General features: G+C 66.1%; 18 protein-coding genes and 1 pseudogene. 10 read left to right on the top strand and 9 right to left on the bottom strand.

Annotated elements, in window-relative coordinates; genetic code table 11:
* Position 1: 1 nt before the first annotated feature.
* From PA6_RS14485 to dinG, 3 genes are all read right to left on the bottom strand, one after another.
* Positions 2-1,033, bottom strand: coding sequence for a glycosyltransferase (locus PA6_RS14485; RefSeq protein ID WP_021701685.1), 1,032 nt, complete (start codon positions 1,031-1,033; stop codon positions 2-4).
* Between the two features lie 130 nt (positions 1,034-1,163).
* The gene (locus PA6_RS14480) at positions 1,164-1,988 is read right to left on the bottom strand and encodes an SDR family NAD(P)-dependent oxidoreductase (RefSeq protein ID WP_021701684.1); all 825 of its coding nucleotides are present in this window, start codon (positions 1,986-1,988) and stop codon (positions 1,164-1,166) included.
* A 28-nt stretch (positions 1,989-2,016) separates the two neighbouring features.
* A complete protein-coding gene (gene dinG / locus PA6_RS14475) occupies positions 2,017-4,164 on the bottom strand; it encodes an ATP-dependent DNA helicase DinG (protein WP_021701683.1) in 2,148 nt (715 codons plus the stop codon).
* Between the two features lie 80 nt (positions 4,165-4,244).
* Between dinG and PA6_RS14470 the strand changes: the two genes are divergently transcribed.
* Positions 4,245-4,709, top strand: coding sequence for a CopD family protein (locus tag PA6_RS14470; RefSeq protein ID WP_021701682.1), 465 nt, complete (start codon positions 4,245-4,247; stop codon positions 4,707-4,709).
* 55 nt (positions 4,710-4,764) lie between these two features.
* Here the strand turns inward: PA6_RS14470 and PA6_RS14465 are convergent, their stop codons facing one another.
* A complete protein-coding gene (locus PA6_RS14465) occupies positions 4,765-5,499 on the bottom strand; it encodes an OmpA family protein (protein ID WP_081693991.1) in 735 nt (244 codons plus the stop codon).
* A gap of 134 nt (positions 5,500-5,633) precedes the next feature.
* Positions 5,634-6,257, bottom strand: coding sequence for an OmpA family protein (locus PA6_RS24805; protein ID WP_021701680.1), 624 nt, complete (start codon positions 6,255-6,257; stop codon positions 5,634-5,636).
* 164 nt (positions 6,258-6,421) lie between these two features.
* On the opposite strand from PA6_RS24805, the gene PA6_RS14455 reads away from it, so the two are divergent.
* The 3 genes and pseudogenes from PA6_RS14455 to PA6_RS14445 all read left to right on the top strand — a co-directional run bounded on the left by PA6_RS14455 (position 6,422) and on the right by PA6_RS14445 (position 8,558).
* Positions 6,422-6,919 carry a DUF6231 family protein gene (locus PA6_RS14455; protein ID WP_021701679.1) on the top strand — a complete coding sequence of 166 codons (498 nt, stop codon included), beginning with the start codon at positions 6,422-6,424 and terminating at the stop codon, positions 6,917-6,919.
* A 4-nt stretch (positions 6,920-6,923) separates the two neighbouring features.
* Positions 6,924-7,385 (top strand): YchJ family protein, encoded by a 462-nt coding sequence (locus PA6_RS14450; protein ID WP_021701678.1) that lies wholly within the window; start codon positions 6,924-6,926, stop codon positions 7,383-7,385.
* A gap of 63 nt (positions 7,386-7,448) precedes the next feature.
* Positions 7,449-8,558, top strand: a pseudogene (locus PA6_RS14445) (hypothetical protein).
* Positions 8,559-8,598: 40 nt separating this feature from the next.
* Here PA6_RS14445 and PA6_RS14440 read toward each other — a convergent pair.
* A complete protein-coding gene (locus tag PA6_RS14440) occupies positions 8,599-9,147 on the bottom strand; it encodes a hypothetical protein (protein ID WP_021701675.1) in 549 nt (182 codons plus the stop codon).
* A gap of 112 nt (positions 9,148-9,259) precedes the next feature.
* Between PA6_RS14440 and PA6_RS14435 the strand changes: the two genes are divergently transcribed.
* The 6 genes from PA6_RS14435 (at position 9,260) to PA6_RS14410 (ending at position 15,819) form a co-directional block, all read left to right on the top strand.
* Complete coding sequence (locus tag PA6_RS14435; RefSeq protein ID WP_021701674.1) at positions 9,260-9,754, top strand: LEA type 2 family protein; 495 nt, start codon at positions 9,260-9,262, stop codon at positions 9,752-9,754.
* A 5-nt stretch (positions 9,755-9,759) separates the two neighbouring features.
* Positions 9,760-9,957 (top strand): SEC-C metal-binding domain-containing protein, encoded by a 198-nt coding sequence (locus tag PA6_RS14430; RefSeq protein ID WP_021701673.1) that lies wholly within the window; start codon positions 9,760-9,762, stop codon positions 9,955-9,957.
* A 111-nt stretch (positions 9,958-10,068) separates the two neighbouring features.
* The gene (locus tag PA6_RS14425; protein WP_021701672.1) at positions 10,069-12,594 is read left to right on the top strand and encodes a penicillin acylase family protein; all 2,526 of its coding nucleotides are present in this window, start codon (positions 10,069-10,071) and stop codon (positions 12,592-12,594) included.
* 410 nt (positions 12,595-13,004) lie between these two features.
* Positions 13,005-13,685 (top strand): polysaccharide lyase family 7 protein, encoded by a 681-nt coding sequence (locus PA6_RS14420; RefSeq protein ID WP_021701671.1) that lies wholly within the window; start codon positions 13,005-13,007, stop codon positions 13,683-13,685.
* Positions 13,686-13,922: 237 nt separating this feature from the next.
* The gene (locus tag PA6_RS14415) at positions 13,923-14,402 is read left to right on the top strand and encodes a hypothetical protein (protein ID WP_021701670.1); all 480 of its coding nucleotides are present in this window, start codon (positions 13,923-13,925) and stop codon (positions 14,400-14,402) included.
* A gap of 133 nt (positions 14,403-14,535) precedes the next feature.
* Positions 14,536-15,819: an outer membrane protein transport protein gene (locus PA6_RS14410; RefSeq protein WP_021701669.1), complete on the top strand. Its 1,284-nt coding sequence runs from the start codon at positions 14,536-14,538 to the stop codon at positions 15,817-15,819.
* A 59-nt stretch (positions 15,820-15,878) separates the two neighbouring features.
* Here PA6_RS14410 and PA6_RS14405 read toward each other — a convergent pair whose 3' ends face one another.
* The 3 genes from PA6_RS14405 to PA6_RS14395 form a co-directional block, all read right to left on the bottom strand.
* Positions 15,879-16,430 carry a glutathione peroxidase gene (locus PA6_RS14405; RefSeq protein ID WP_021701668.1) on the bottom strand — a complete coding sequence of 184 codons (552 nt, stop codon included), beginning with the start codon at positions 16,428-16,430 and terminating at the stop codon, positions 15,879-15,881.
* 181 nt (positions 16,431-16,611) lie between these two features.
* A complete protein-coding gene (locus PA6_RS14400; protein ID WP_021701667.1) occupies positions 16,612-17,820 on the bottom strand; it encodes an MFS transporter in 1,209 nt (402 codons plus the stop codon).
* A gap of 25 nt (positions 17,821-17,845) precedes the next feature.
* Positions 17,846-18,259, bottom strand: a complete 414-nt coding sequence (locus tag PA6_RS14395) for a MarR family winged helix-turn-helix transcriptional regulator (RefSeq protein WP_021701666.1) — start codon at positions 18,257-18,259, stop codon at positions 17,846-17,848.
* Positions 18,260-18,270: the final 11 nt, after the last annotated feature.

Below are 18,270 nucleotides of genomic sequence, written 5' to 3'. Positions count from 1 at the left end.
CTCAGTGAGTAGCGGGCTTGTGGTAGGACAGCGCCTGGGCATCGGCCTCGGCCTTGCCCAGCGTATTGATCCCCAGGCCACGGGCCAGGGCGCCGCACATATCAATGGCGGAGAAGGCGGCAATCAGGCCCATGGCGCCGAACCGGCGCAGGCCGCGCACGGGCGGCAGGTCCTGCTGGTTGAGCGCGCGCAGGCTGTAACCCAGGCGGGCAAACAGGATGCACAGCGGTGCCAGCGGGCCACTGCGCGCGAACCAGTGCAGCCGGGCCGGCAGGTAGGCCTGCACCAGGTAGGGCGTCAGGCCGACCGAGTCCTGGCCGCGCATCCAGCGCAGCTTGACGGCCTCAGCGCGGCTGTCCGGCAGGCGGTGCTCGGTGTGCGCGGCGGCGGCGTAGTGCAGCGCAATGCCGGCGGCCTGCAGGCGCAGGCCAAGAACCTGGCAGTGGGCGCGATAGACACCGTCCAGCGCCTGGTAGGCATGCTCGGCGAACACCTCGCGGCGGAACACCACATTGTTGGCGTAGAAGTTACGGGTGGCACCGGCCTGCAGCGGGCTGGGGAAATACATGAAGTCGATGGTGGTCAGCGCCGTGCCGGCGAGGCTGCTGCTGTAGCTGGTCCGCCCGGCCACCACGGCCGGCGGCTGCTCGGCGCACAACGGCAACAGCAACTGCTCGAGCCAGTCGGCAGCGGGAATGCAGTCGGCGTCGGCGAATACCACATGATCGCAACGCGCCGCATCCAGGGCCGCGAAGCCGAGGTTCTTCGCCGCGTAGTAGCCGGTGCTGGCGTCGATCAGGACGAACTGCAGCGCCAGGCCGGAGCTGCGCCGCAATTCGTCGCAGACCACCTCGGGCAGGCCATCATGGGTCACCACCACCTGGGCCAGGCGGCTCAGCGCCAGGCTCTGGCCCTTGAGGTGCTCGAACAGACGCGCAAGGCTGCCGGCCACCTTGGCCAGGTCGGCGCCACCGCGCAGGTTGTTGGTTTCCAGTACCAGGGCCGTGCGTGCGGCCAGATCATGCAGGTTCATCCTTGCCCCTCGGTTCATCCATGAGCGATGGCGCTAGCTTAGCAGGCCACCCTGAGCACCGATTTGCGCCAGCGCACGCCCGCGACCACCGGCGGCCCGGATCGACGCGCCGCCGGCATCGAGCCTTCGTCTAGACGGTGCCGCCCTTGATCCGGTCGAGCAGGCGGTCCGGCAACAGACGGTTGAGCACGCGGAATAGTTTGGCCGGCACCGTCACCGGGTAGCGGGTGCGCGGCACGCGGCTGTCCAGCGCCTGCAGCACCGCCTCGGCCACGGCCTCGGCCGGCAGCGTGTATTTCACCGCGGCACCCTCCTTGGCCAGGCGCTCCTCCATCAGCGCATAGCTGGCGGCGTGGGCGCCGCGACTGGTATCCACGTGCTTGCGCAGGGCCAGCAGGCTGTTGGCGCGAAAGCGCGCGATGATCGGCCCCGGCTCGATCAGCACCGCCTCGATGCCGCTGCCCGCCAGCTCCAGGCGCAGGGTGTCGACCATTCCTTCCATGGCGAACTTGGAGGCGTTGTAGGCGCCACGCAGCGGCAGCGCCGCATAGCCGAGCACCGAACTGTTGAACAGGATGCGGCCGTGGCCCTGGCGACGCATGACCGGCAGCACTGCGGCGGTCAGCTCGATGGGGCCGAACAGGTTGCTCTCGAACTGTTCGCGCCAGGCCATCCGCGGCAGGTCCTCGATGGCGCCGGGCTGGCCGTAGCCGGCATTGTTGAACAGCGCATCCAGGCCACCGCCGCTCTGCTCCAGCACCCAGGCCAAGGCCTCGGCGATACTGGCGGAGTCGTCCAGATCCAGGCGTACCGCCTCGAAGCCTTCGGCCTGCAGACGCTCGACATCCGCCGCCTTGCGCGCACTGGCGAACACGCGCCAGCCGGCAGCGCGGCAGGCCAGCGCAGCGGCATGGCCGATGCCGGTGGAACAGCCGGTGATGAGGATGGTGTGCATGGGCCAACTCCCTGGCAGATGAATGAGGTCAGGCGATTTCGCGACGGAACGGCGGCAGGGCGTTGAGGATGGCCTTGCCGTAACGCTGGGTCACCACGCGGCGGTCCAGCAGCGTGATGGTGCCGCGGTCGGCCTCCGTACGCAGCAAGCGACCGCAGGCCTGGATCAGGCGCAGCGAGGCATCGGGCACGGCGATTTCCATGAACGGATTGCCGCCGCGCGCTTCGATCCACTCGGCCAGTGCCGCCTCCACCGGATCATCCGGCACGGCGAAGGGAATCTTGGCGATCACCACGTGCTCGCAGTAGGCGCCCGGCAGGTCGACGCCCTCGGCGAAGCTGGCCAGGCCGAACAGCACGCTCTCCTCGCCGTCGTCGACCCGCGCCTTGTGCTTGTTCAGGGTCTCCTGCTTGGACAGGTTGCCCTGGATCAGCACCCGCTTGCGCCAGTCGCGGTCGAGGCCGTCGAACACGTCCTGCATCTGCTTGCGCGAGGAGTACAGCACCAGGGTGCCGCGTGCGCCCTTCACCAGCTCCGGCAGGTCGCGAATGATGGCGGCGGTGTGCGCGGCGGCATCACGCGGGTCGGCCTTGAGGTCCGGCACCCGCAGCACGCCGGCGTCGGCATGGTGGAACGGACTCGGCACCACGGCGGTCACGGCGGCCTTGGGCAGGCCGGAACGCATGCGGAAGCGGTCGAAGGTACCCAGCGCGGTCAGGGTGGCCGAGGTCACCAGGGCGCCGTAGGCAACGTTCCAAAGATTGCGGCGCAGGGTCTCGGCGGCCAGGATCGGGCTGGCGTTGACCTCGATATCGAAGGCCGCGCCGCTCTCGGCCAGGGTCAGCCAGCGCGCCATCGGCGGGCTGTCTTCCGGGTCCTCGACGGTAAAGGCGGTCCACAGCTCCCAGTTGCCCTGGGCGCGGGACAGCAGGCTGCCGAACAGCGGGTACCACTCCTCCGCCTGGTGACTGGCGAGGCCAATACTGCTGCCCTCATCGTCCATCGCCTGCTTGAGCAGCTCGGTGAGGCGGGTGAAGACGTCGGTGAGCTTGGCGAAGCCTTTCTTCAGCTCGATGCCTAGCTCGCGCAGATGCTCCGGCACCAGGCCGCCCTCGAAACGGTGACGCGGCCGCTCGCGGCCCTCCATGTCCTCGCCGGCGCGGAAATCGGCCAGTTGCTCGCAGGCACTGAACATGAACTGCTGCTGGGTACGCAGCTCACGCGCCTGCTCGGGCACCTGCTCGATCAGGCGGCCGAGATCGCCGGGCAGCGGATGCTGGGCCAGCAGCTTGGTCAGGTTCTTCTCCACCTGGCCAAGCCAGTCGGCGGTGCTGCGCAGGCGGGTGAAGTGGGCGAAGTGGCCGATGGCCTTGTCCGGCAGGTGATGGCCCTCGTCGAACACGTAGATGGTCTCGCGCGGGTCCGGCAGCACGGCGCCGCCGCCCAGGGCCAGGTCGGCCAGGACCATGTCGTGGTTGGTGACGATGACGTCGACCTTGGTCATGCCCTCGCGCGCCTTGTAGAAGGCGCACTGCTGGAAATTCGGGCAGTGGCGGTTGGTGCACTGGCTGTGGTCGGTGGTCAGGGTGCTCCAGACCTGGTCTTCCAGCTCCTCGGGCCAGCTGTCGCGGTCGCCGTCCCAGCGGTTGCCGGCGAGTTTCTCGATCATCTTGCTGTAGAGCTTCTGGCTGTGCTCGTCGACGTCGATGCGGAAGCCTTCCTCCTCGAACATCTGCGCGGTGGCGCTCTGTGCCTGGCCTTCCTGCAGCAGCATGTCCAGCTTGGATAGGCACAGGTAGCGGCCACGGCCCTTGGCCAGGGCGAAGCTGAACTGCAGCCCGGCGTTGCGCATCAGGTCCGGCAGGTCCTTGTGGACGATCTGCTCCTGCAGCGCCACGGTCGCGGTAGCGATCACCAGGCGCTTGCCGGCGGCCTTGGCGGAGGGGATGGCGGCCAGGCTGTAGGCCACCGTCTTGCCGGTACCGGTGCCCGCCTCCACGGCCACCACGGCGGGCTCGCCGTCGCGCTGGCCTTCGTCGTTGGTCTTGATCGCGCCGAGCACCTTGGCCACTTCGGCAATCATCAGGCGCTGGCCATAGCGGGCCTTGAGACCCTTGGCTTCGAGGAAACGGCTGTAGGCGCCCTGGATCTGGGACTTGAGTTCGGAACTGAGCATGGGCGCGCAAAGGCTGGATAAATTTTCAGTAGTTTACCGATAGGTTATGCTCGCGCGCCATCGTTAACCGGAGTCTGCCGATGACTGTCTTTTCCGCCCTGTATGCCGTGCATGTGCTGGCCGCCCTGGTCTGGGTCGGCGGCATGTTCTTCGCCTGGATGATCCTGCGCCCGGCCGCCGTGGCCAAACTGCAGGCACCGGAGCGCCTGAGCCTGTGGCTGGAGGTGTTCCAGCGCTTCTTCCTGTGGATATGGATCGCCGTGCTGACGCTGCCGGTATCCGGCATGGGCATGCTGCACATGCGCTTCGCCGGCTTCGAAGTCGCACCGCGCTACGTACAGGTGATGATGGGCCTGTATCTGGTGATGCTCGCGCTGTTCCTGCGCGTACGCCTGCTGCAGTTGCCGCAGCTGCGCCGTGCCGTCGAGGCGCAGGACTGGCCGGCCGGTGGCGAGGCACTGGGACGCATCCGCCGCCTGGTCGGCAGCAACCTGCTGGTCGGTCTGGCACTGGTGGCCATCGCGGCCGCACGCCCAACCTTCTGATGCGCGCAATCGCCTCCCATGCCACCTGCGGGTGACACGGGAGTAGATCGCCACGCTACGGTGCGGGCTGCGCCTCGACCGATGCCTCGACCCGGCGGTTGACGGCACGACCTTCATCGGTGTTGTTATCCGCCACCGGACGCGACTCGCCGTAGCCTACCGACGACACACGATCCCCCGCGACGCCGTACTGATTGACCAGCACGTCACGCACGGCATTGGCACGCCGTTCGGAAAGACCCTGGTTGTAGGCATCGGAGCCGTTGGAGTCGGTATGGCCCTCCACCGTGGTGGTGGTCTGCGGATACTGGCTCATGAAGTCAGCCACGGCCTTGATGTCGGCCTTGCTTTCTTCCTTGACCACCGACTTGTCGTAATCGAACTTGACGTCCAACTCGACACGCACCGGCTCGGCTGCCTCGACAGCAGGTTCGGGGGCTTGATCCGGGTAGGTGGGCAGCGGGCAGCCATTGTGGCGCACCGGGGTATTGGGCGGGGTATCCGGGCAACGATCACGGCGATCGAACACACCGTCGCCATCCTGATCGCCATCCTGGGCATAACAGATCAGAGTCCCGACGACCGCACCGGCCACCGCGCCTCCAGCTGCCCAAGCAGAACTTTCGATTGCGCCAAGACCGCCTCCGGCCAGGCCACCAATCGCCGTACAGATAGGCCAGTTCCCTTGGTTGAGCGGCGCATCTCCCGTACTGGAAGTCGTGACGCAACCAGAAAGAACACTGCTGACCAAGAGAAGGGGTAATGCAGCCCTTGAGAGTCTTGTTCTCATGGCGGGTGATCTCCTGTGTCACCGGTTCGATTACCGGTAACACAGGAGTAAAGACCCGTCCCCCAAAGTGTACAAGCCAGTCCCGGCGGACGACTGCGCAAGAAGCAGCAGCCGCCTTGCCGGGAGAAGCCTACTTAGGGGCGAGCTTCGACCTCGGCTTCAACGCGACGGTTGATCGCGCGGCCTTCGCTGGTGGCGTTGTCAGCCACCGGGCGGGTTTCACCGTAACCTACCGAGCTGACGCGGTCGCCGCCTACGCCATACTGGTTGACCAGTACGTCGCGCACAGCGTTGGCACGGCGCTCGGACAGGCCCTGGTTGTAGGCGTCGGTACCGACGGAGTCAGTGTGACCTTCAACCACGGTGGTGGTGGCCGGGTACTGGCTCATGAAGTCGGCCAGGGCCTTGATATCAGCCTGGCTTTCCGGCTTGACGGCAGTCTTGTCGAAGTCGAATTTGACATCCAGCTCGACACGAACCGGCTCGGCAGGCTCAGCGACAACTTCTTCAACCACGGTCTCTTCGACCACGGCAACCTGCTCTTCAGCACCATGAACCCAGCAGTAGGCAGCCGCCATGCCGGCGCCTACCAGGGCACCGCCGCCAGCCCACTCGGAGCTTTCGATCGCGCCCAGCGCGGCGCCAGTGACGCCACCGACAGCGGCGCAAGTCGGCCAATCGGTTTTCTGAATCCCAGCACAGCCGGTCAGCAGGCCGCTCGCCAGAATCAGGGGTACAGCTTTCCTTGTGATACTCATCTTCTTAGGTCTCCTGTTGGGGAAATCGGCGTGAAACCGATAGCAAAGAAGTAAAGATCGCTTCCTTACTATCCGCCAGTTATAGGCACTTTCCATACCAAGGTCCATAGGCCAAATCAGTGGAGCGCGATAGTCTTGGCATTCGTCTTCGGGATTTACCGCTTATGACCTTCGCCATTTCCACTCGCACGCCGCAGCAGGCCCTGGCCGCGCTGCTCGAGAACTACGCCCCGCAGCACCTGCTGCTGGTCGGTGCCAGCCAGTTGCCGGCACTGAGCGCCTACCAGGAAGCCCACCCGACCACCCAGCTGGCGCATGCCCCCGCCGGCCCTTTGCCGGCGGAGCTGGCAGCCCGGCGTTACGACCTGGCCGTGGTGGTGGACTGCCTGGAGCACCTGCCCAAGCGCACGGCCCTGGAACTGCTGGGAGGCATTCGCAACCTCAACGCCAGCCGCCTGGCCGTGCTGGTCGACCTGGATGCCTGCGACTGGCAGGAAACCGACCTGTACGCCCTGGCCCTGCAGGCCAGCGAGCGCTTTCAGCGCGACGAACAGACCCTGAGCCTGTTCACCTATGATCTGCGCGAATACAAGCAGGTGCCCGACTGGCTCAACGCCAAGTTCTGGGCCAACCCGGAAAACTTCGGCAAGTACTGGTGGTGACGCGATGAGCCACACCTGTCCCTGTGGCAGCGGCATCGCTCTGGACGACTGCTGCGGCAAATGGCATCAGGGCCAGCCGGCCCCCAGTGCCGAGCGGCTGATGCGCTCGCGCTACAGCGCTTACACGCTGGGCCTGATCGACTACCTGGTGGCAACCACCCTGCCCGCCCAGCAGACAGCGCTGGACCGCGACAGCATGCGCGCCTGGAGCCTCGGCAGTACCTGGCTGGGCCTGGAGGTGGAAGGCAGCGAGCTGCTCAACACACACGCCTTCGTCACATTCACCGCGCGCTGGCACGACGGCGACGGCGAGCACCGCCATCGCGAACGCTCGGCCTTCGTCCAGCAGGCCGGGCGCTGGTACTTCATCGACCCGACCGTGCCGCTCAAGGCCGGGCGCAACGATCCCTGCCCCTGCGGCAGCGGGCAGAAGTTCAAGAAGTGCTGCGCCGGCTACCTGAGCTAGGAAATCTCTGCTTCATTTGTTGACCAGAACCCGGCGGGGGCCGGATTCAACAAGGAGAAGCAGATGCACAAGTACAGTGGAACGGCGGCCGCCCTGGCCGCCCTGCTATGGGTCAGCACCGTCCAGGCCGCTGAAGTCCGAGTCGAACTGGGCAGCAGCGAGCGGGTCGCCCGCCTGTTCGCCTACCCCAACAACTGCAGCGTGATCTGTTATCGCGACTGGACCCTGGAACAGACCGCCGAGCATTACCTCGGCCAGAGCCTGCAGCGCGACGGTTACCCCGACGCGACGGTCAAGGTCAGCCGCGACGGCGACAGCCTCAGCGCCAGCTTCAGTGGCGTGCCGAATGACTACGGCGCGCCGCTGACCAGCCTGCTGAACGCCGGCGATCTGGCCTTCGACGGCGCCAGCAAGCTCAATGGCGACGGCAAGTGGTAGTACAGCTGGTACTTCTTCCTACCCTTGGGCATGGCCCTGGACAACCGCAAGAGCGTCGAACTGCTGCACTTCCCGCCGGACTACTCGCTGACCCAGGCCCAGGACTACCTGGAGTCCAAGACCACTGACCGCTGGGCCGCGCTGCTCAGCGAGAACGGCGTGGCGGCGGCGCAGACTCCGGCCTACCAGACCATCATCGACATCGCCCCGATCGCCGCGCCGGCCAGCGCCGGCGGCGACCTGGAAGGCGTCTACGACTACTTCACCGACTACCAGAAGACCATGGTTGCCCAGCTCACCGCAGGCGCTGGCACGGCGCTGCCGATGGTCGCCTTCGGCGGCCCGGTGCGCACCTGGGTCAACAAGACCTATGACGCCAATATCGGCGTGCTGGGCCTGGACACGATCAGCCCGGCGCCGGGTCAGAACGTGGCGGTGCTGGGCGCCAACCACCCAAGCTACATCTGGTACGCGGCCGACCCGCAGAACTATGGCGGCGACCAGGCGAAGGCCGACGCCGCCGGCCTCAAGGTCATGGGTCAGGACATCAGCGCCGCCTGCTGGCAGGCCGGCATGGGCCAGAACCCTGGCACCGACCCGCAACAGGCGCTGGACGCCTGCACGCAGAAATGGCAGGTGACGGACAAGGTGCAGACCTGCGAACTGTTCTACACCTCGATCCGCAACCTGACGCCACCCCAGGCTCAGGCCAAGTGCACCAGCAGCAAGAGCTGACGCCAGACAAGACGAGGCCCGCAGATGCGGGCCTCGTTCTTTATTCCTGCAGCTTGAGGTGCGAGGTGTCCGGTGGCGGCGCGGGCGGAGCCGCCTTGGCCTGACCCATATCGCTGCCCACCGGCGCCAGGCTGAACTGCGACAGATCGACTGCCGGCGCCTGCGCTTCGGCCTTGGCATCCTGCAGATCGGCGCCCACGGGCGCGATGCCGAAGTCCGGCGCTTCCACATCGCTGAACGCGGCCATGTACTCGTCACGCGGGATCACCCGCGCCGAACCGCCGCTGCGCGCTGGCGCGGCGGCCGGCGCCGCTGGAGCGGGGGCAGGAGCAGGCGGCGGCGCCATCTCTACCTCCTCCACCTGCAGCGCCTGGACGATGGCCAAGGCGCCGGCCCGCTCCATGGTCGCACGGTATTTCTCGGCACCGGCGGCATCCAGGCCGCTCTTGATCACGACGCGACGCCCGGAAAACAGCAGCGCGATACGCTGCTCATCAGCCTGGAACAGCCGCGCCAGGTTCGCCTTCACCTGCTCCAGCGGCGCGCCCGGCACCACCTGCCCGGCGAAGGCGATCTCGTAGAGGCTCATGGTCACACTCCTGTCCAATTCGGCCCCCAGTATGGCGCAGATTTTTTCCGTAAACAGCTGGTGGCCACCAAGCAGCTGCTTGTTACACTGGGCCGTCGATTGGGGTCATGCAATGTTTCTGAAGGCACTCGCACGCGCCATCGGCCTGGCGACCATCCTGGCGCTGCACCTCGGTCTCTCCGGGTGCGCCAGCTGGTTCGGCAACGACTTCCAGAATCCGGAGGTCCGCCTCGTCAAGGTCGATGTGATCAAGGCCAAACTGCTCGAGCAGCGGTTCTCGCTGCGCTTTCGCGTCGACAATCCCAACGCCTCCGAACTTCCGATCCGCCGCCTGGCCTATGCCATCCAGCTGAACGACACACCGCTGGCCGAGGGCGAATCCAGTCAGTGGGTCACCGTCCCTGCCCACGGCCACGCGGAATTAGAAGTGCCGGTGCGCACCAACCTCTGGCGTCATCTGAAGGGCGTGGTCGAAGCCCTGGAAGAGCCCGAAGCACCGATCCGCTACCGCTTGCGCGGCGAAGTGAAGACCGGCCTGCTGTTCGGCCGCAGCGTGCATCTGCAGCGCAATGGCGAGATAATCCCCGGCGATTACATCCCGGAGTGAGCGTCATGACTCAGCAACCCCACGTCCACGGCCCCGACTGCAACCACGACCACGATCATCACCACGATGACGGTCACGTGCACGGCCCGCACTGCAACCATCACCACCAGGAACCGGTGCGCAACCCGCTGAAGGAAGTCGGGCGCAACGATCCCTGCCCCTGTGGTAGCCAGAAGAAGTTCAAGAAGTGCCACGGCGCCTGACCTGAACGCCTCACCGGCAGGGCCAGGCCCCTGCCGGGCCCCCTACTCCCCGGCGCATTCGCCCTCTACAATCCGCACCCATCATCCGTCTCCCTGCGCCAGGAGCCAGTCATGGGTTCGCGCTTTCTCCGTCTGACCATTCTCGCCACCCTGGGCAGTACCCTGCTGCTGGGCGGCTGCCAGTCCTTCCTCAACAGTCGCTACGCCAACAGCGTTCACCCGGACCAGGGCATCGTTCGCGTCCAGGGCCTGGCGCAGAGCGTGGTGGTCAGGCGCAACCCGCTGGGCATGCCGCTGATCGAAACTACCACCTTCCACGACGCCCTGTTCACCCTGGGCTACGTACACGCCGCCGACCGCCTCAGCCAGATGGTTGGCATGCGCCTGCTGGCCGAAGGCCGTCTGGCCGAGATGAACGGCCCCGGCATGCTGGAAATCGACCGCTTCATGCGTACGGTCAACCTCAAGGCCGAAGCCGAGGTGCTATACAAGAACGCCTCACCGCGCATCAAGAAGTTCTTCGAGGTCTACGCCCGCGGCGTCAATGCCTACCTGTTCCGCTACCAGGACAGGCTGCCGATGGACCTGGCCGAGAGCGGCTACCGCCCCGCCTACTGGAAACCAGAAGACTCGGTGCTGCTGTTCTGCCTGCTCAACTTCGGCCTGTCGGTCAACCTGCAGGAAGAAATCGCCGCCCTCAAGCTGGCCGACAAGGTCGGTGCGGACAAGCTGGCCTGGCTGCTGCCGAGCTACCCAGATGAGCCGCTGCCCTTCGAGGAAGCCGAGAAGCTGCGCGGCCTGAGCCTGGGCGGGCAGATTCCGGGGCTGGCCGCGGTGAACGACGCCGCTGGCCAGGTAGCTGCGCTGAACATGCTCGGCGTCGCCGCCTCCAACAACTGGGCCATCGCCCCGCAGAACAGCCGCAGCGGCAGGAGCCTGCTGGCCAACGACACCCACCTGCCGCTGTCCATGCCCTCGGTGTGGAACTTCGTGCACATCCGCTCGCCGAAATTCCAGGCCGCCGGCGTCTCCATCGCCGGCGTGCCGGCAGTGGTCGCCGGCTTCAACGGCAAGCTGGCCTGGGGCATGACCATGGTTATGGGCGACAACCAGGACCTGTTCCTGGAGAAGGTCAAACGCGAGGGCGGCCGCCTCTACTACATGGCCGACGGCAAATGGCAGCCAGCCCGCGAGCGCCAGGAAACCTTCTTCATCAAGGGCCAGCGGCCGATCCGCGAAACCATCTGGGAAACCCGCCACGGCCCGCTGCTCAACTCCGCCCTCGGCGAGCGCAAGTCGCCGTTGCAACCGCTGCCGCTGCGCAGCGGCTACGGTCTGGCCCTGCGCAACATCCAGGCCGAGGCGGATCGCTCGATCGACGCCTTCTTCGATCTGTCGCGCGCACAATCTGTGGAGCAGGCCTTCGAAGCCACCCGCGAAGTGCGGGCCATGGCGCTGAACATCGTGTTAGCCGATGCTCAGCACATCGGCTGGCAGGTCACCGGCCGTTACCCCAACCGCAAGCAGGGCACCGGCCTGGTGCCCTCGCCCGGCTGGAACGGCGCCTACGACTGGGACGGCTATGCCGACCCCATGCTGCACCCCTACGACCAGGACCCCCTGCAGGGCTGGCTGGGCACCGCCAACCACCGCACCGTGCCGCGCGGCTACGGCATGCAGCTGTCCAACTCCTGGTTCTACCCGGAACGCGCCGAGCGCATCGCGCAGCTGGCCGGGAGCGGCAAGCACGACCAGAAAAGCATGATCGCCATGCAGTACGACCAGACCACGCCCTTCGCCGGCAAGCTGCAGGCCATGCTGGACGCCCCCAGCATGGCCGCGCCGCTGAAGCAGGCCATCGCTGCCTTGCCCGCCCCGGAGCGGACCAAGGCCGAGGAGGCGTACAAGCGCCTGATGGCCTTCGACGGGCGCATGGCCGCCACCTCGGCCGATGCCGCGCTGTACAGCGCCTTCCTGCAGGAGAGTGCCAAGGCCACCTTCCTCGACGAACTGGGCCCGCAGACCAGCCCGGCCTGGCAGGCGCTGGTGGACACCGCAAACAACAGCTACTCGGCCCAGGCCGACCACCTGCTCGGCCGCGACGACAGCCCGTTCTGGGACGATGTGAAGACCGCGCAGAAGGAAGACAAGGCGGCCATCCTGGCGCGCAGCCTGGCCAACGCCGTGACCTTCCTGGAAGGCGGACTGGGCGCCAATCGCAGCGCCTGGCAATGGGGCAAGCTGCACCAGTACCGCTGGACCAGCAATGCCAGCAAGATGGCGCCCTACCTCAGCGCCAGCCAGCGCAGCAGTATCGAGTCGATCTCCAGCTACCTGGATCGCGGCCCCTACCCGGCCGGCGGCGACCACGGCACCCTCAACGTGGCTGCCTACGCATGGGGCAACGACTTCGACGTGTGGCTGATCCCGGCCATGCGCATCGTCGTCGACTTCGGCCTGCCCGAACCGATGATCGGCCTCAACAGCTCCGGCCAGTCCGGCAACCCGGCCAGCCGGCACTACGCCGATGGCATCGAGGCCTGGCTCAAGGGCGGCTACATGAGCTTCCCGTTCCAGAGCGGCAACATCGACCGGGTCTATGGCAACAAGCGCCTGATGCTGATGCCGGGCAGGTAATCCGCGGACAGTCCACAGAGGGCGCCCACGGGCGCCCTCTGTGCTTCCGCCACAAACGTGCTGCAGCGCACAAACCGCTCTATTCCGGCACTTCCATTCGTCGGCGCACGCCCCGCAAAGGGCACTCGGCGCGCCCTCTCCACTCCGAGAAAATTTCCTTGCCCATCAGTCGCGACGATAGGGAAGCGGAATTCCATTTTCATTAATTGGTGTTTTTTTGACGCCAATTTAACGACGAAAGGTAATTTCACCACTTCCGCGGCAGCCGTATAAAGCCCGCCATGCCCGGCGCACAGCGCGCCGCGGCAGCTTCGAAGTGCAGTGACTGGCAGGGCAGCTAGGCGGTTTCAGGCATCGGGATAGTGCGGCGCTCCGAATGATCCCGTTTCACTGCCGGAGCCACACACGCCATGATCGATCTCAACACCTGGAACCTGACCATCCCCGTCGGCGAGCCTGCCACCACCATCGCCACGCCGCTGCTCGTTGGCGGCTATCAGGACGACTACTTCAAGAACATCGACGGTGCGCTGTTCTTCTGGGCTCCGGTCGACGGCACCACCACCCCCAACGCCAAGTACCCGCGCAGCGAGCTACGCGAGACCCATGCAGACGGCAAGCTGCGCAACTGGAAGTACCAGGCTGCCGACAACTACCTGCGCGCCACCCTGAAAGTCACCCAGGTGCCCTCCAGCGGCAAGGTCATCATCGGGCAGATCCATAACGTCGAAGGTGACGACCCGCCCATCAAGCTGCAGTACGAGTACAGCACCTCGACCAACACCGGCAGCGTGGCCGCCATCTACCGACTGAAGCCGGGCATCAGCACCAGCAAGGCCATAGTGCTGCGCAATGTTGCGCTGGGCGCGAGCTTCTCCTACAGCATCGCCCTGAGCAAAGGCGGCACTTTGGCGGTGTACGCCAAGACGCCCAGCACCGACACCCTCAAGTGGACGGCCAAGCTCGACCCGGCCTGGGCGGCGCAGACCATGTACTTCAAGGCTGGCAGCTATGTGCAGGACAACACCGGCAACAACACCGAAGCCGGCGCGGTGACCTTCACCAAGCTGAGCATCGAGCACACGCCGTGAAACCGCGGGAGCCGGCACCCGCTGCCGGCTCCCGCGAGAAAGGAACAGCTTTTAATCGCCAGCTGGCATATCAGTCAGGTTCACTAACCTTAAACAGTTTAAAAACAGCCCTTTACAGCCTCTTCATCGCACTACACTTCAAATCGAGCGGCTAACCCCGCTTCCGGCGGGGTCTTTATTAGAACCAAGAACAGCTGCCAGGCACCTGACCCCGCCGGCACCCTTCGCGAGGGCCTTATGGGAATTGCCGCCAGCGATCTGCGTCAGCACGTCATCCGCCCTACCCTGCTCTATCTGGGGCGCCACTCCTCCACTGCCGAAGCGCTGCTGCTCGGCGCCGCCGCCAGCCAGTCGGGGCTTGGCAGCGTGCTCGACGACCGCCAGGGCCACGGCCTCTACCGCATCAGCGAACTGCGCCACCAGCAGCTCTGGGACCAGCACCTGGCCCGCGACCCCGACCTCGCCAGCCTGGTACGCGGCCTGGCCAGCCAGCATGCCTTCCTCGCGGCCCCGCACCTGGAGCTGACCGTCAACCTGCGCTACGCCACTGCCATCGCCTGGCTCCTGGTGGAGCGCGAACAGCCCAACCTGCCCGAACCCGACGACCTGCACGGCATGGCCCGCATCTGGCGCCAGGTGTTCCAGCCGCAAGGCCGCCTGCGCGATTTCCTGCAGGCCTGGCAGCATTGCGTGCGGGAACCCTACCAGGCCGCCTGAGCCAGAAAATGACGACCAACTGGTCAGTTTCTGGATTAACGAAAGTTCACGAAAAAGCCGCGCCAGAGCGGTTGGCAAGGCTTGGTAAAACGCGTAGCTTGCCGCCCTCGTTTTACCGTTCGTGAGCATCCTAATGAAAAAACTCTGGTTGAAGACCTCTCTCGCGCTGGCCGTCGGCGCGGTTTCCACTCACAGCCTGGGCAACGGAATTGCCATCAACGAACAAAGCGTTAGCGGCATGGGCACCTCCTTTGCCGGCCGCGCTTCGGCCGTCAACGACGCCTCCATCCTATTCGGCAACCCGGCAGGCCTGAGCAAGCTGGAACGCCCGGAAGTGGTCGGTGGCTTCGGCCTGGTCAAGGCCAACGTCGACATCGACGATGCCAGCGCCGAGACCCACAAGGGCGACATGGTGCCGCTGACTCCGGTGCCTTTCGCCTACTACGCCAGCCCGATCGACGAGAAGTTCAGCTGGGGCCTAGGCCTGTACGTGCCCTACGCGCTGATCAGCGACTACGAGAAGAGCTTTGGCGGCCGCTTCAAGGGCCAGTACAGCAAGGTCGAAGTGGTCACCCTGCAGCCAACCCTCAGCTACCAGATCAATGATCGCGTGTCCGTCGGCTTCGGCCCGACCATCAACAAGATCAAGGGCAAGCTGGTCAACAAGCTGGACAACAGCGCTGCCTTCGGCACCGGCGAGACCAAGGTCGGCATCAAGGGCGACGATGTCGCCTACGGCTTCAACGTCGGCCTGATGGTCGACGTGACCGACAGCCTGACCTGGGGCCTGACCTACCACTCCAAGGTCGACTACACCCTGGAAGGCCGCACCCGCATCACCAATGGCAGCGGCCCGATCTTCAGCCAGTTCAATGGCGACTATGACGCCAGCCTGGACTTCACCACCCCGGAAACCATCGACACCTCGGTCACCTACAAGCTCGATGACCAGTGGACCCTGTACGCCGGCACCACCTTCACCCGCTGGAGCCGCCTGCAGGAAATCGTGGTCGAGAATGAAGGCACCCCGAGCCTGCTCGGCATGCAGCCGATCGGCGAGGTCAGCGAAGAGCTGAAATGGCACAACACCTGGTCCTACGCCATCGGCGCGTCCTACCAGCTCAATCCGCAGTGGGTGCTGCGTACCGGTCTGGCCATCGACCCGTCGCCGGCCGAGAACGAGCACCGCAGCGTGCGCATCCCGGTGGGCAACCGCAAGGTGTTCTCGGTGGGTGCCGGCTGGTCGCCGAACCCGGACCTGACCATCGACGTGGCCTACTCCTACCTGCATGAGAGCAGCGCCAAGGTCAACCAGGCCAGCAAGGAACTGGCCGGTGCGGAAATCGCTCCGGGCTTCAGCGCCGAGTACAACAACAGCGCCCACGGCCTGGGTCTGCAGGCCACCTACCGCTTCTGACAGCAGCAGGTCGCGACAAAAAAGCCGGGCACTTGCCCGGCTTTTTCATGCCCGCCACTTCACGGCTGGGCGATGGCCTTGTCGATGGCCTCGATCAGGGCGGCGTCGTCCGGCTTGGTCAGGCTGGAGAAACTGGCGATCACCTTGCCGTCACGCCCTACCACGTACTTGTAGAAGTTCCAGCGCGGCGCACTGCTCTGCGCAGCCAGCTCGCGGAACAGCGGCGCCGCCGCCTCACCGCTGACCACCTGCGGCTCGCTCATGGCAAAGGTCACGCCGTAGTCGATGAAACACACCTTGGCCGTCTCCGCGGAATCGTCCGCCTCCTGACGGAAGTCATCCGACGGCACCCCCAGCACTTCCAGGCCCTGACCCTTGTAGCGCTGGTAGAGCGCCTCCAGGCCCTTGAACTGCGGCGTGAAGCCGCAACGGCTGGCGGTGTTGACCACCAGCAGCGGCTTGCCGGCGAAACGCTGGCACAGGTCGATGCGCTCCTTGGAGCGCAATTGCTGCAACTCGCCCTGCGCCTTCAGCAGTGGCGGGCAATCGGCCGCCAACACGGGCGCAGACAGCAGGCACAGCAGTGAAATGGCAACGGTACGCGACAACATGGCGAGATGCTCCTGGGTGGCAAGTCTGCCAACGCTACTCGCCCGCGCCCGCCGCGGCAACGGGCTCAGCACAGGCTCATGTTCAGCTGCAGCAGGGCCAGGCCGGCGCGACTCCAGCCCCAACAGGCCAGCGCCAGCAACAGCACGAACAGCCCGGCCAGGCCCAGGCCGACCGCGCGGCTCACAGCGATTGCGCCGCGCGCAGGCGCGCCACCGGGCGCTCACGCACCGGCCAGTTGAGCGCCGCCGCCAGCAGGCCGAAGAGAATCGACAGCTGCCAGACCACCTCGTAGCTGCCGGTGTGGTCGTACAGGTAGCCACCCAGCCAGCCACCGAGGAAGGAGCCGATCTGGTGGAACAGGAAGACGATGCCACCGAGCATGGACAGGTTGCGTACACCGAACAGGGTGGCCACCGTGCCATTGGTCAGCGGTACCGTGGACAGCCACAACAGGCCCATGGCCATGCCGAAGGCATAGGCGCTCCACTCGGAGAGCGGCGAATAGACAAAGGCCACTATCACCACCGTGCGCGCCAGGTAGAGGCCGGTGAGCAGGCGCGGCTTGGACAGCCGGCCGCCAAGCCAGCCGGCGATGTAGGTGCCGAACACGTTGAACAGCCCGACCAGCGCCAGCACCGTGGTGCCCACCGAGGCCGGCAGATGCTGGTCGACCAGGTACGAGGGCAGGTGCACGCCGATGAACACCACCTGGAAGCCACAAACGAAGAAGCCCAGCGCCAGCAACCAGAAGCCGGAGTGGCTGCACGCCTCGCGCAGCGCCTCGACCAGGCTCTGCTCGCTGCCGACCGGCGCCGGTTGCGGGTTGTCACGCACCATCAGCGCCAGCGGGACGATCAGCGCCACCAGCATGGCCAGTGCGAGCAAGGCGGACGACCAGCCGAGCCAGCCGATCAGGCCGAGGGTGCCGGGCAGCATGGCGAACTGGCCGAAGGAGCCGGCCGCCGCGGCGATGCCCATGCCGATGCTGCGCTGCTCCGCCGGCAGCGCCCGGCCGACCACACCGAGCAGCACCGAGAAGGAGGTACCGGACAGGCCGATGCCGATCAGCAGGCCGGCACTCAGCGACAACGACCCGGCCGAGTCGGCCCCGGCCATCAACGCCAGGCCGGCGGCATACAGCAGGCCGCCGCCGATGATCACCCGGCGCGCGCCGAAGCGGTCGGCAACGGCGCCGGTAATCGGCTGCGCAAGGCCCCAGATCAGGTTCTGCAGGGCGATGGCGAAAGCGAAGACTTCACGCCCCCAGCCATACTCGCCACTCATCGGCGAGAGAAACAGGCCGAAGCCGTGGCGGATGCCCAGCGACAGCGCGAGGATCAGCGATGCGCCAAGCAGGACCCAGCCCGCCGCGCGCCAAGGATTGTTCATCTGCGTTCTCCGCGGGGCTTTCCCGTCAGTCGATGGTTTCCAGATCGTCCAGCAACGCCAGCAGCGCTGCCCGCTTGTCCGCGCCCAGGCGCAGCGCCAGCTGCTGCTGCGCGTGCTCCCAGAGTGGTGCGCCCTGCTCCAGCACCTGCCGGCCGGCATCGCTCAGCGCCACCTGCCGGCTGCGCTGATCGGCCCCCTCACCGAGCTGCACCAGGCCTCGCCCCTCCACCACCCGCAGATTGCGCCCGAGAGTGCTGCGGTCCAGGCCCATCGCCTCGGCCAACGCCGAAATGCTCGGCTGCCCGAGGCGTTGCAGGTTACGCAACAGGGAAAACTGCGCGGCATTGAGCCCGACATCGGCCAGGGCTTCGTCGTAGAGGCGAGTCACTCCGCGGCTGGCGCGGCGCAACTTGGTACACAGGCAGGAGGTCGGCAACATGGATACAGGTA

It is taken from the genome of Aquipseudomonas alcaligenes NBRC 14159, assembly GCF_000467105.1.
Taxonomy (GTDB): domain Bacteria; phylum Pseudomonadota; class Gammaproteobacteria; order Pseudomonadales; family Pseudomonadaceae; genus Aquipseudomonas; species Aquipseudomonas alcaligenes.
The sequence above is the reverse complement of the archived record's forward strand: the minus strand, read 5'-3'. Positions and strand labels throughout refer to the sequence as shown.